At 30.9% G+C, this 13,050-nt stretch carries 11 protein-coding genes; 5 read left to right on the top strand and 6 right to left on the bottom strand.

Annotated elements, in window-relative coordinates; translation table 11 throughout:
- The first annotated feature begins 127 nt into the window (after positions 1–127).
- From nirK to KCTC32516_RS09770, 5 genes are all read left to right on the top strand, one after another.
- Positions 128–1,528, top strand: a complete 1,401-nt coding sequence (nirK, locus tag KCTC32516_RS09750; RefSeq protein ID WP_436410111.1) for a copper-containing nitrite reductase — start codon at positions 128–130, stop codon at positions 1,526–1,528.
- 6 nt (positions 1,529–1,534) lie between these two features.
- The gene (locus KCTC32516_RS09755; protein WP_301400229.1) at positions 1,535–2,314 is read left to right on the top strand and encodes a formylglycine-generating enzyme family protein; all 780 of its coding nucleotides are present in this window, start codon (positions 1,535–1,537) and stop codon (positions 2,312–2,314) included.
- Complete coding sequence (locus tag KCTC32516_RS09760) at positions 2,314–3,036, top strand: SCO family protein (RefSeq protein ID WP_301400230.1); 723 nt, start codon at positions 2,314–2,316, stop codon at positions 3,034–3,036. The genes KCTC32516_RS09755 and KCTC32516_RS09760 overlap by 1 nt, the downstream gene beginning before the upstream one ends.
- 1 nt (position 3,037) lies before the next feature.
- Positions 3,038–4,291, top strand: coding sequence for an alginate export family protein (locus KCTC32516_RS09765; RefSeq protein ID WP_301400231.1), 1,254 nt, complete (start codon positions 3,038–3,040; stop codon positions 4,289–4,291).
- Between the two features lie 111 nt (positions 4,292–4,402).
- Positions 4,403–6,199, top strand: coding sequence for a hypothetical protein (locus KCTC32516_RS09770; RefSeq protein ID WP_301400232.1), 1,797 nt, complete (start codon positions 4,403–4,405; stop codon positions 6,197–6,199).
- Between the two features lie 75 nt (positions 6,200–6,274).
- Here the strand turns inward: KCTC32516_RS09770 and KCTC32516_RS09775 are convergent, their stop codons facing one another.
- The 6 genes from KCTC32516_RS09775 to KCTC32516_RS09800 all read right to left on the bottom strand — a co-directional run bounded on the left by KCTC32516_RS09775 (position 6,275) and on the right by KCTC32516_RS09800 (position 13,045).
- A complete protein-coding gene (locus tag KCTC32516_RS09775; protein ID WP_301400233.1) occupies positions 6,275–7,546 on the bottom strand; it encodes an adenylosuccinate synthase in 1,272 nt (423 codons plus the stop codon).
- Between the two features lie 30 nt (positions 7,547–7,576).
- Positions 7,577–8,023, bottom strand: a complete 447-nt coding sequence (locus tag KCTC32516_RS09780; protein WP_301400234.1) for a Fur family transcriptional regulator — start codon at positions 8,021–8,023, stop codon at positions 7,577–7,579.
- Positions 8,024–8,095: 72 nt separating this feature from the next.
- Positions 8,096–10,312 (bottom strand): RelA/SpoT family protein, encoded by a 2,217-nt coding sequence (locus KCTC32516_RS09785; RefSeq protein ID WP_301402755.1) that lies wholly within the window; start codon positions 10,310–10,312, stop codon positions 8,096–8,098.
- 62 nt (positions 10,313–10,374) lie between these two features.
- Positions 10,375–11,607 (bottom strand): M48 family metallopeptidase, encoded by a 1,233-nt coding sequence (locus tag KCTC32516_RS09790; protein ID WP_301400235.1) that lies wholly within the window; start codon positions 11,605–11,607, stop codon positions 10,375–10,377.
- Between the two features lie 25 nt (positions 11,608–11,632).
- The gene (locus tag KCTC32516_RS09795) at positions 11,633–12,244 is read right to left on the bottom strand and encodes a DUF2306 domain-containing protein (RefSeq protein ID WP_301400236.1); all 612 of its coding nucleotides are present in this window, start codon (positions 12,242–12,244) and stop codon (positions 11,633–11,635) included.
- 6 nt (positions 12,245–12,250) lie between these two features.
- Positions 12,251–13,045 carry a TrmH family RNA methyltransferase gene (locus tag KCTC32516_RS09800; RefSeq protein WP_301402756.1) on the bottom strand — a complete coding sequence of 265 codons (795 nt, stop codon included), beginning with the start codon at positions 13,043–13,045 and terminating at the stop codon, positions 12,251–12,253.
- Positions 13,046–13,050 lie beyond the last annotated feature (5 nt).

Here is a 13,050-nt window from a genome sequence, read left to right on the forward strand (position 1 = left end):
CTTTGTAAATTACATACATAAGAAAAACGAATTAACGAAGCATTGGAGAATTAAAACAATTAAAATAAACTTTAAAACTAAAAAAATGAACTTATTAAAATCACTAAGTCTAATTGTAGTAACAAGTATGTTATTGATGAGCTGTGGCGATAATGACAAAAGAGAAGTAGCTGTAAATACAGCAACAATTCCTGTAATTGGAACAATGCTAGCTGATTTAACTTCACCACCATTTGTGCCTGCTCCAGTTGGAAATAGATCCGCAAAAAAATTATTGGTAAACATGGAGATTCTTGAAAAAGAAGGAGAAATGGCAGATGGTGTAAGATATGTGTATTGGACCTTTGGTGGTTCTGTGCCAGGAAGTTTTATTAGAACAAGAGTAGGAGATGAAGTAGAATTTACGTTGTCAAATCATCCAGATAATAAACTACCGCATAATATAGATATGCATGCTGTTACTGGTCCTGGAGGTGGAGCAACTTCTTCTTTTGTAGCTCCTGGCCACAAAAAAACATTCTCTTTTAAAGCATTAAATCCAGGTTTATATGTGTATCACTGTGCTACTGCACCAGTAGGAATGCATATTGCAAATGGAATGTACGGTTTAATTTTGGTAGAACCAGCAGGAGGATTACCTCCAGTTGATAAAGAATACTACATTATGCAAGGAGATTTTTACACAAGCGGAGAAAATGGAGATAGAGGTTTACAAGCATTTAATATGAAAAAAGCAGTAGAAGAAGATGCAGATTATGTTGTGTTTAATGGTAAGGTTGGATCTTTAACAGGAGACAATGCAATTACTGCAAATGTTGGTGAAACGGTTCGTTTGTTTGTTGGTAACGGTGGACCAAACTTAACATCTTCTTTTCATGTAATTGGAGAAATTTTTGACAAAGTTCATATTGAAGGAGGTTCTGCAATAAATAAAAATGTTCAAACAACTTTAATTCCTGCAGGTGGAGCGACTATTGTTGAATTTAAAGTAGAAGTGCCTGGAACTTTTATTATTGTAGATCATGCTATTTTTAGAGCTTTTAATAAAGGAGCTTTAGCAATGTTAAAAGTAACTGGAGAAGAAAATAAAAGATTGTATTCTGGTGTAAAACAAGAAGGAATTTATTTGCCAGAAGGAGGCTCAATACAATCTATGCCAAAAGATTCTAGTAAAAAAGTTGTTGTAAGTACAAAAGAGAAAACATTGGCACAAAAAATGTCTGACGGGAAGCAAGTATATATGAAAACCTGTTTCGCTTGTCACCAAGCAACTGGACAAGGAATTCCAAATGCATTTCCCCCTTTAGCAAAGTCTGATTTCTTAAATGCGGATGTTGATAGAGCAATAGGGATTGTAAAACATGGAAAAACTGGGGAAATTACTGTAAATGGGAAAAAGTATAACAGTGTAATGACAGCACAGAATATTACTGATGTAGAAATTGCAGATGTTCTAACATACATCTATAATTCTTGGGGAAATAACAAAACGAATGTAACTGTTAATAGCGTTAGTAAAGTTAAATAATTAGATATGAAAACTATTTTAAGATTGACAATTTGCGGACTCATACTACTAAATTCATCTTTAGCAAGTTGTCAATCTAAAATGGTATCCATCAAAGGAGGAAAATATATTCCTTTATATGGAAGAGATTCAATGAAGGTTTCTATTGCTGATTTTCTGATGGATGTATATCCTGTTACAAATGAAGAATATTTAAAATTTGTAAAAGAACATCCCAAATGGAGAAGGTTTAAAGTACTTCGCCTTTTTGCAGATAAACGATATTTATCTAGTTGGAAAAATGATACGGAACTTGGTGAAAAGCAAAAATTAAAATCTCCAATAACAGATGTATCTTGGTTTGCTGCAAATGATTATTGTAAAAGTCAGGGTAAAAGATTACCCACTGTTGATGAATGGGAATATGTAGCAATGGCAAATAAAAAAATACCAGATGCTAGAAAAATTGAATCCTATAATAAATTTATTTTAGGGTGGTACGAGAAACCAAGAACCTTTGACAATGTGATCGGTTCTACCTTTAAAAATTACTGGAGAGTATATGATTTACACGGTTTGGTTTGGGAATGGACATCAGATTTTAATTCGGTTTTAATCACAGGAGAATCTAGAAAAGGAGGAGATAAAGATAGCGAGTTGTTTTGTGGAAGCGCAGCTATAAATGCAACAGATTTAATGAATTATGCAGCCTTTATGCGCTATGCCATTCGAGGTAGTTTAAAAGCAAAATACACGATGAAAAACTTAGGTTTTAGATGTGTAAAAGATGTTAAAAAATCAATATAATGAAAACAACAAAATATGTTTTACTACTATTTGTAGTAGTACTATCATTTGGTTCTTGTAAAGAATCAGTGAAAAAAGAAACTGAAAAAATTGCATATCAATGTCCGATGAAATGTGAAGGAGAGAAAACCTATCACAAAGAAGGAAAATGTCCTGTTTGTAATATGAAGTTGAGACCAATTTCTGCAACAACAAAAGTACTTGTTGATGCTACTACAATCTCTGAAAATTCTATTTTTAATTTAACGACAACATGGAATACACAAGATGCAAAAAGCATTGAGTTAAAAGAGTTAAAAGGAAAAGCATTGGTAATGGTCATGATTTATACAACCTGTAAAGCAGCGTGTCCAAGATTGGTTGCTGATATGCGAAATATTGCTAAAGAAATTCCAGAAGAATATATTAACAAAGTGCAATATGTATTTGTTAGTATTGATCCAAAGAATGATACACCTAAAGTATTAAAAGAGTTTGCAAAAAAGAATTATATGGATGCTGATAATTATACCTTTTTACAAGGAACTGAAAGCGGAGTTAGAGAATTTGCAAATGTATTAGCAGTAAAATACAAAGAAATTTCTCCATTAGATTTTTCGCATTCAAACATAATAAGTGTTTTTAATCCGAAGGGAGAATTGATTCATCAACAAGAAGGTTTAGGAGTTGATAATAAAGAAACAATAGCAAACATTATTGGTATTGCTAAAAATGATTTTTAAAATGAAAAAGACAATTTATATTTCGCTCATAGCGTTAATTTTTTCGACAATAATTACAGCACAACAAGTTGATTTTTCGGCAGAATTAAGACCTCGATATGAAAATAAACACGGGTATCAAACTTTATTGAAATCAGGTGAAAAAGGTGCAAGTTTTGTATCGCAAAGAACAAGATTGAATTTAAATTATCAGCAAGACAACTTTAAAGTTAGAATTTCCTTACAAAACGTTCGTGTTTGGGGAGATGTAGGAACTTTATCGGCTCAAGATAATTTAAATTCATTTCATGAAGCTTGGGCACAATTTTCTGTGGCAGATTCTTTTGATTTAAAATTAGGAAGACAAGAAATTATCTATGACGATAGTAGAATTTTTGGAAATGTTGGTTGGACACAACAAGGGAGAAGTCATGATGCAATTATCGCAAAATTTAAAACATCAGAAAACGGGAAATTAGATGTTGGTTTTGCTTTAAATAATGATTCACAAGCTGGAGTAAAAAGTGTGTATAGCAATGTTGCTGGATACAAAACATTTCAATATTTGTGGTATCACACAAAAATGAACAATCTCGGAATTAGCGTTTTGGCTTTAAATATCGGAATTGAATATGTAGCTGCAAATAATGAAACGGATATTAATTATTCCCAAACATTTGGACCAAGAGTAACGTACAAAAAGAACAATCTAGCGTTTGATGCTGCTGTATATTTACAAACAGGAAAAGTAATTACAAATACACTTTCTGCAAGTTATTACGCAGCCAATGTCAATTTAAAAGCAACACATACATTTAATGTTGGAGTTGGGTTTGAGTATTTATCAGGAAAAGACACTAACGATACAAGTACCAATTTAAAATCGTTCAATCCAATATTTGGTACAAACCATAAATTTAACGGTTGGATGGATTATTTTTATGTAGGAAATCATATCAATTCTGTTGGTTTGATAGATATAAATGCGGTAATTTCTTACTCGAAAGATAAATTTTCTACAAAATTAGTTCCACATTTATTTAAATCTGCAGCAAATATTTATAGCGGAAACCAAAAAATAAAAAATAGTTTAGGTACAGAAATTGATTTTACTTTAGGGTATAAAGTAGCTAAGAATATTCAGTTTAACGCTGGATATTCACAAATGTTTGGAACAACTTCTTTAGAAGCATTAAAAGGGGGTTTAAGTAATAAAACCAACTCATGGGCTTGGTTTATGCTTACATTTAAACCGACGTTTTATACATCAAATTAGTTTTTTTAGTTAACGGAAAAGCCTCTTTAAGAAGTATATGAAAAAGAGGCTTTTTTATATTTTAAAAAGCATAAATACATAGTACTAATATAAATTAAATTAAATTAAATAATGAAAAATAGACACTCGTTTCATATTCCTGTAATGGGAATAGGATTTACAATAGATTCGCCTTTAAAAGTAGCACAATACGGTATTGATTCTGTTATTTCTTTGGTTGATGATATTTTGCTAGAAAAATTACGAAAATTTTATAGTGAAAAATTTGAAATTCCGTATAAAGAGATATCTGATAAAGTAGAAGATTTTAGAGCAAAGAGAATTACATCTTATTTAAATTTAATCCATGAACAAACAGAGAAAAAATTCAATCAACTAAAAAATATAACTTCAGAAAAAAGCAAAGCTTTAAAAGAATATATTGCTATGTTGCCAGAATATTCTACTTTAAAAAAAGAATTTGTAAAATTAACCGAAAGTGGTGTTGATTTTTCAAAGTTAAAAGATTGGGCTAATAAAAATTTAACAATGGGAAGTATTGATGTAAATATAATGACCAAAGTTGATAAAGGAAATTATTTAAATAAAGAATTATTACCAGTAGAATATAACGATGCTCACGCAGCTTTAAGAGGCTACTCTAATAGTAATTTAACTTCTTCATTAGTTCTTTCGGCAGGAATGAACCCGAGATTGTATTCATATATCAGTAATTTTGATGATTTTTTTCCTGATGAAAACGGAAATATTAAAAAGAAAATCATTTTAAAAGTAAGCGATTATAGATCTGCTTTTATACAAGGTAAATTTTTAGCTAAAAAAGGATTATGGGTTTCAGAATACAGGATTGAATCTGGATTAAATTGTGGCGGTCATGCTTTTGCTACTGATGGTTTTTTATTGGGACCAGTTTTAAATAAATTCAAAGAAAATAAAGAAGTTTTAAAAAGTCAAATCCATACATTATTAATTGATGCTCTTAAAGAAACAAACAGAATTGCACCAACAAAAGAGCTAACCTTAAAAATAACAACACAAGGTGGTGTTGGTACAGAAGAAGAACACTCTTTTTTAATTGATCATTACAAACTTGATTCAGTAGGCTGGGGAAGTCCATTTTTATTGGTTCCGGAAGCAACAAGTGTTGATGAAAAAACTATGGAAAAATTGACAAAAGCGAAAGAAGAAAATTTATATTTGAGTAATACTTCGCCATTAGGAGTTCCTTTTAATACACTTAAAGGAAATACAAAAGATTTTGAAAAACAACAATTTATTGATAAAGGAAGACCAGGAAGTTCGTGTCCAAATAAATTTATAGCATTAAATTATGAGTTCAAAGAAACAGGTTTGTGTACCGCTTCTAGAGAATATCAATATTTAAAACTAAAAGAATTAGATGCTTTAGAAATATCATCAAATGAAAAGGAACAAAAACACAATAAAATTATAGAAAAATCTTGTATTTGTGTTGGCTTAAGTACTTCTACGTTAATTTTAAATAAGATGAGCATCAAGAAAATAGGAGATGGTGTTTCTATTTGCCCTGGGCCAAATATGGCTTATTATGATAAAATAATGAGTTTACGAAACATTACAGATCATATTTATGGTAGAAAAAATGTACTGACAAGAACTGACAGACCAAATATGTTTATAAAAGAATTATCTCTTTATATTATACATTTACAAGAAAAAATGGAAAAAGTAAAAGCTACAATTGATAAAAAGCAGTTACGATATTTGTTGAAGTTTAAAAATAATTTAGAAGAAGGTATTCGTTATTATCATGAATTATTTTTAGATCAAAAACAATCTTTTATGGTTTGTAAAAAATCACTTTTAACAACATTAAAGATAGAGCAGAAGAAGCTTGTTTTATTAAGTGTTGAGATAGAAAATCTTTAGTACTTTCTTAAAATTAAAAAACATCTTTCAAAGTTTTGAAAGATGCTTTTTAAATATATTTAATTTAGATAAAGATTATCTAACAATCGTTTGTGTTCTATCTGGTCCAACTGAAACTACTTTAATCGGAATCTCTAATTCTTTTTCTAAGAATGCAATGTAATCATTCAACGCTTTCGGAAACTGGCTTTCGTCAGTCATTTGGGTTAAATCTTCTTTCCAACAAGCAAACTTTGTGTAGATTGGGCTAACATTTTCTGGTTCAATATTATAAGGAAAATGCGTAATTACTTCTCCTTTATATTTGTACGCTGTACAGACTTCTAAGCTATCAAATCCAGAAAGTACATCACCTTTCATCATCATTAATTGGGTAACTCCATTTACTTGACAAGCATATTTTAAGGCCACTAAGTCTAACCAACCACAACGTCTTGGTCTTCCAGTTACAGCACCAAATTCTCTACCAACTTTGGCCATTTCTAATCCAACTTCATCAAATAATTCTGTCGGAAAAGGTCCAGAACCAACACGAGTAGTATATGCTTTGAAAATTCCGTAAACATCATTAATTTTATTAGGAGCAATTCCTAATCCAGTACAAGCACCAGAAGCTGTTGTATTAGAAGATGTTACAAACGGATAGGTTCCAAAATCAATATCTAATAAAGATCCTTGAGCCCCTTCTGCTAAGATGGTTTTTCCTGCTTTTAAAGCTTGATTTAGATATTCTTCACTATCTATGAATTGCAATTCTTTTAAGCGTTCTACAGCAGCGTAAAATTCGGTTTCCATTTCTTGTAAATCGTACTGAACATCTACATTATAAAAGCTAATCATTGCCTCATGTTTGTTGGCAAGATTTCTATATTTTTCTTTCCAGTTTGGCAATTCTAAATCACCAATTCTTATTCCGTTTCTACCCGTTTTATCCATATATGTTGGACCAATTCCCTTTAATGTAGAACCAATTTTTGCTTTTCCTTTAGATGCTTCAGAAGCAGCATCTAACAAACGATGCGTTGGTAAAATAACGTGTGCTTTTCTAGAAATGATTAATTTTGATTTATAATCTAAATCAAATTTATCTAATCCGTCAAGTTCTTGTACAAAAACTACTGGATCAATAACAACTCCGTTCCCAATTATATTTATAGATTTTTCATGAAAAATACCTGAAGGAATTGTTCTTAAAACATGTTTAATTCCATCAAATTCTAAAGTATGCCCTGCATTTGGTCCGCCTTGAAACCGTGCAATGATATCGTATTTAGAAGTAAGAACATCTACAATTTTTCCTTTTCCTTCGTCGCCCCATTGCAATCCTAGTAATAAATCTACTGCCATTCGTTGTTGTTAAGTGTGTTGTTGTTTTGTTTATTTAGTTTGTTTTTTTGTTCCGTAAAAGTAGAGAGAATGATTATGAATATCAATATCAAAAACTTCTTCTATGGTTTTTTTGATAACCTGAATTCTTGGATCGCAAAATTCTTTTACTTCTCCAGTATCCGTTAAAATTACATGATCGTGTTGTTTATCAAAATAACTTTTTTCGTAATGCGCCATGCTTTGACCGCCAAATTGATGTTTTCTAACCAATCCACAATCTAAAAGTAAATCGATGGTATTGTATAAAGTGGCTCTTGAAACTCGATAATTTTTATTTTTCATTTTGATATATAAAGATTCTATATCAAAATGCTCTTCTAAATCATAAATCTCTTGAAGGATAGCATATCTTTCTGGAGTTTTTCTATGTTTTTTAGATTCTAAAAATGTAGTAAAAACATTCTTTACAATGTCTTGATTTTCTTTGGCACCCATTTTTCTGAATTTATCGAAGCAACAAATTTAAACTTATTTATCAATATAATTTATCTTTTTACAAAATGATATCTACATTGTATTAACACGTTCTACTTTTTGGATGCCTTCTACTTTTTTTATGCTTGCAATTAACTTTGTTAATTGTGTTTTGTTTTTAACGCTGATGGATAATTTTCCTTCAAAAACACCATGATCTCCAGATATATTTATGTTGTGTATGTACACATCCATTGTGTTAGAAATGATACGTGTTAAGTTGTTAACAATTCCTTTTTTATCATTTCCGCTTACTTTTAAAATGGTTTTAAAATCTTGTTTAGAAGAATCTATCCAAGTTGCTTTTAACACGCGATAAGCATAGTTTGATTGCATTGATATTGCATTGGGACAATCTTTTTTATGAATTTTTATTCCGTCGTTAATGGTTAAAAATCCAAACACTTTATCACCAGGAATTGGGTTGCAACATTTAGAAAGTGTATAATCTAATTTTTCATCTTCGTTACCAAACACAAGCGCATCATATTTGTTGCTAACTTCTTCTTTATCAAAACTTTCTTTACTTGGAGAACGTTTTAAACGATTCTTAAAAAAACTAATAAAAGCGTTGTTCTTTTGACTTGCAAAAGCTTTTAATTGTTGATTGTCAATCGCGCCATTTCCGATTCTATAAAACAAATCAAAACTTGTTTTTAAAGAAAAATACGCTGCCATTTCGTTAATAACACGATCGTTTAAGGTAATTTTTAAATGACGTAATTTTCGTGTTAAAATGGCTTTTCCTTCTTCTGCAATTTTTTTTTCTTCTTCTTTTAGTGCCGTTTTAATTTTTGTTCTTGCTCTTGCAGTCATTACAAAATCTAACCATCTAACGTTTGGTTTATTTACAGCTGACGTTTGTACTTCTACTTGATCACCACTTTTTAACTCGTAACTTAACGGCACTAATTTCCCGTTTACTTTAGCGCCTCTACATTTTAAACCAACATCTGTATGAATAGAAAAAGCAAAATCTAAAGCAGATGCGCCTTTTGGCAAGGATTTTAAATCTCCGAGCGGTGTAAAAACAAAAATCTCTTTAGAATATAGGTTTAACTTAAAATCTTCGACAAAATCTACAGCATTAACAGTATGATGCTCTAACGTTTCTTTTAATTTGTTTAACCAAACATCTAAACCATTTTCCTTTTCATTTCCTTGCTTGTATTTAAAATGTGCCGCGTAGCCTTTTTCTGCAATCTCATCCATTCTTTCTGAACGGATTTGTACTTCTACCCATTTACTATCTGGCCCAATTACGGTAGTGTGTAAGGCTTCGTAGCCTGTAGATTTTGGTTGCGATATCCAATCTCTTAAACGAGAAGGATTTGGTTTGAAAAAGTCGGTAACAATCGAATAAATTTTCCAAGCATCAAACTTTTCATCATTTGAAATTGGTTTAAAAATAATACGAATTGCAAATTTATCGTATACTTCATCAAAAGAAACATTTTGAACTTTCATTTTTCTACGGATAGAAAAAATGGATTTACTTCTTCCTTTTATTTGGTATTCAAAGTCTTCTTTTTGCAATCCTTCGTGTAAAATTGCTTCGAAAGATTCTATGTATTTTTGTTGTTCTTCTTTGCTGTCTTTTATGTTGCTTAAAATATCAGCATACACTTCTGGTTCTGTATATTTTAAACCTAAATCTTCGAGTTCAGTTTTTATATTATACAAACCCAATCTGTGTGCTAAAGGAGCGTAAATGTATAAGGTTTCTGATGCAATTTTAACTTGTTTGTATTCTGGCATCGAATCCATTGTTTGCATGTTGTGCAAACGATCTGCAATTTTTATTAGAATAACACGCACATCATCATTTAAAGTCAACAGCATTTTCCTGAAATTCTCTGCTTGTATAGAAGCATCTTGACTTTTATTTAAACGAGAAATTTTTGTCAATCCGCTAACAATTCGAGCAATTTTTTGACCAAACAAGCGTTCAATATCTTCAATGGTATAATAGGTGTCTTCTACAACATCGTGCAATAAAGCCGCCGCAATTGAAGTTGCACCTAAACCAATTTCGTAGGCTACAATTTTTGCAACTGCAATTGGATGATAAATATAAGGTTCGCCCGTTTTTCTTCGTTGATCTGAATGTGCTTCTACAGCCAACTCAAAAGCAGCACGAATCATCTTTTTATCTTGCGCAGATAAAGTTTGATACGTTCCCTTTAAGAGATCCTTATATCGCTTAGAAATTTCTTTATTTTCTTCTTCTATGGTTGCCGTATACATCATCATTTAAAAGTAAAACAAATAATGAATTGCGCAAAGTTTTTTTGCTATTTTGATGAGAAGAATTATTTAAGTAAGTTTTGAACTCGTTTTAATAACGTTGGATGCGAGTAATGCATAAAAACATACGCTTTATGTGGCGTTAAATTACTCAAACTATTTTTTGATAATTTTTTTAAGGAAGTAATTAAAGGTTTTGCCGCAAATGTTTCTTTGGCATAATTATCTGCTTGATATTCAAACTTTCTAGAAATGATGTTCATTAACAAACCTGTAATTTCTGAAATAGGCGAATATAAGATTCCGAATACAATCAATCCAATATGAAAACTTGAGATAGAAACATGCAGCGCTTCTGAAAATATTGGTAAGCTTACAAATACGGATAATAACCACAACGTAAATCCTGTTAATAGGGTAGAAGTAATCAAGTTAAAGATGATGTGCTTTCGTTTGTAATGACCAACTTCGTGTGCTAAAACGGCAACAATTTCATCGATTTCTAAATCGTTTATCAACGTGTCGTACAACGTAATTCTTTTCTGTGAACCAAATCCAGAGAAATAGGCATTTGCTTTTGTAGAACGTTTAGAACCATCAATTACAAAAACATTTTTAAGCGTAAAACCAACTTTAGTTGCATATTTTTCGATGGCAGTTTTTAACTCTCCGTCTTCTAACGGAGTTTGTTTATTAAATAATGGAACAATTAGCTGCGCATAAAATAGATTCATCAACAAAGAAAAAATGGCAACTAAACCCCAAGCGTAGATCCAAAAGTGAGTTCCTGCAAACTGATAAAACCAAATAATGAGTGCTAAAATTCCGCCACCAAGTATTGCAGTCATCAATAACCCTTTAATTTTATCAACAATAAAAGTTTTCTTGGTGGTTTTATTAAAGCCAAATTTTTCTTCAATTACAAAAGTTTTGTAATACGAAAAAGGCGTATTAATAATATCTGAACCAATGATAATAATTCCAAAGAAAATCAATGCAATTACAATAGCATTTGAACTGTAACTTCTTGCCAATTCATCCACAAATTGAAATCCATAAAAGAAGAAAAAAGCAAGTGTAAGTGTTAAAGAAAAGATTCCTGTGATGTTAGAAAACTTCGCATTTGTTTTTTTATATGCTTGTGATTTTTCATATTCTTCTTTTTCATACACATCTTTTAATACAGCAGGAATTGCATCATCAAAGTGTTTTGTATTTAAAGTATCGAGTATTTTATCAACAATAAAATTGATTACAAGAATTGTGATTAAAATATAGAAAAGGGTAGTTGAAGTCATAAATAAAATCTAATGTGCAAATGTATTATAAAATCGCTTTTCTAATATAAATCTCTGCAATAATAATATTTGGAACCCAACACAACCATGAAATAATGATATACGCTTCGCTAAAAGAAATTCCTAAAATACTTGGCAATGTTGGTAACCACAATCTCAATGTAACAGCTGCTAACGTAAAAGCATAACTGCGAATCATCCATTTTCTGTGTGCAATAATATTTTTCTTTTTAATTGCTGTGTAGGCATTTAGCGTTGTGTAAAACCAACCAATTGCTAAGGAAGAAAAACCTAATTGCGATACAATTCCGCCATTTGCAAATAAAGCGACATAAAAACCTGTAATTGAACTAAACAACACAGTAATTACATAGATTTTCCCTAAAAACCGATGCAGTTTTAATCTTTTACCTCTAATTCTTTTAGAAAATTGAGACCAACCCACTAATAATGAGATTCCACCAAAATAAATATGTGTAAAAAAGGCTATTCTCCAAACGAAGTTCGTTGCTATAATTTCTGATTTAGAACTCAATAAACCCTGTTGATCCATGTCTATAATCAAATAGATTAAAGGATATAAACCAATAGAAATTGAAAAGACAGCAATAATCCAATATCGAATTTTTTCTTTCATAATTTTCTAGTTAAAATTTCGTTGCCGTTTTGCTTCAAACAGCACAATGGCAGCAGCAACAGAAACATTCATAGAGTCAATTTCGCCTTGCATTGGAATGTTGATGTTTTGAGTTGCAGCAGTTCTAAATACTTCGGATAAACCGGCGTCTTCTGTACCAACAATAATTGCAGTAGCCTTGGTGTAATCTTCTTTATGATATTCGTTTGAGTTTTGTAAAGTAGTTGCAAAAGAATAGATATTTTTCTCTTTTAAAAAAGCAATGATTTCTTCGGATGTTCCTGTGGCAATCTGATTGGTAAACAAACCACCAACGCTAGAACGAATGATATTTGGATTGTACATATCCGTTTTTGGATTTGCAATAAAAACAGCATCTAAATTTGCAGCATCAGCAGTTCTTAAAAGCGCTCCAATATTTCCAGGTTTTTCTGGTGCTTCTGTAATTAAAATAAGTGGAGTAGCAGTAGAGAATTGAATGTCATTTAATGAAAAAATTTTCATTTTTGCAAGTGCGATGATTCCTTCTGTAGAATTTCGATACGCAATTTTTTGATACACCTCTTTAGAAACCGAAAGAAGCTCTGTTTGGCTAGTTGAATAGGTATTGAGTTCGTCTTCGGCAAGAAAATCATCACAAAATAAAAGTGTTGTAATGCTATAATTTCCTTTAATTGCTAAAGAAATCTCTCTTTTTCCTTCAATAACAAAGAGTCCGTTTTTTTTGCGTTCACGAGACTTCTCTTGTAATTTTAAAATGTTTTTTATGGTCGGATTTTGAAGACTTTCAATATATTTCATCATAA

The sequence above is a fragment of the Polaribacter huanghezhanensis genome, assembly GCF_030444335.1.
Lineage (GTDB): Bacteria > Bacteroidota > Bacteroidia > Flavobacteriales > Flavobacteriaceae > Polaribacter > Polaribacter huanghezhanensis.

Excerpts from the sequence above, each read along its gene's own strand:
- nirK (WP_436410111.1), top strand. The coding sequence starts at position 128 with ATGTTATTGATGAGCTGTGGCGATAATGACAAAAGAGAAGTAGCTGTA.
- KCTC32516_RS09755 (WP_301400229.1), top strand. The coding sequence starts at position 1,535 with ATGAAAACTATTTTAAGATTGACAATTTGCGGACTCATACTACTAAAT.
- KCTC32516_RS09760 (WP_301400230.1), top strand. The coding sequence starts at position 2,314 with ATGAAAACAACAAAATATGTTTTACTACTATTTGTAGTAGTACTATCA.
- KCTC32516_RS09765 (WP_301400231.1), top strand. The coding sequence starts at position 3,038 with ATGAAAAAGACAATTTATATTTCGCTCATAGCGTTAATTTTTTCGACA.
- KCTC32516_RS09770 (WP_301400232.1), top strand. The coding sequence starts at position 4,403 with ATGAAAAATAGACACTCGTTTCATATTCCTGTAATGGGAATAGGATTT.
- KCTC32516_RS09775 (WP_301400233.1), bottom strand. The coding sequence starts at position 7,546 with ATGGCAGTAGATTTATTACTAGGATTGCAATGGGGCGACGAAGGAAAA.
- KCTC32516_RS09780 (WP_301400234.1), bottom strand. The coding sequence starts at position 8,023 with ATGGGTGCCAAAGAAAATCAAGACATTGTAAAGAATGTTTTTACTACA.
- KCTC32516_RS09785 (WP_301402755.1), bottom strand. The coding sequence starts at position 10,312 with ATGATGTATACGGCAACCATAGAAGAAGAAAATAAAGAAATTTCTAAG.
- KCTC32516_RS09790 (WP_301400235.1), bottom strand. The coding sequence starts at position 11,607 with ATGACTTCAACTACCCTTTTCTATATTTTAATCACAATTCTTGTAATC.
- KCTC32516_RS09795 (WP_301400236.1), bottom strand. The coding sequence starts at position 12,244 with ATGAAAGAAAAAATTCGATATTGGATTATTGCTGTCTTTTCAATTTCT.
- KCTC32516_RS09800 (WP_301402756.1), bottom strand. The coding sequence starts at position 13,045 with ATGAAATATATTGAAAGTCTTCAAAATCCGACCATAAAAAACATTTTA.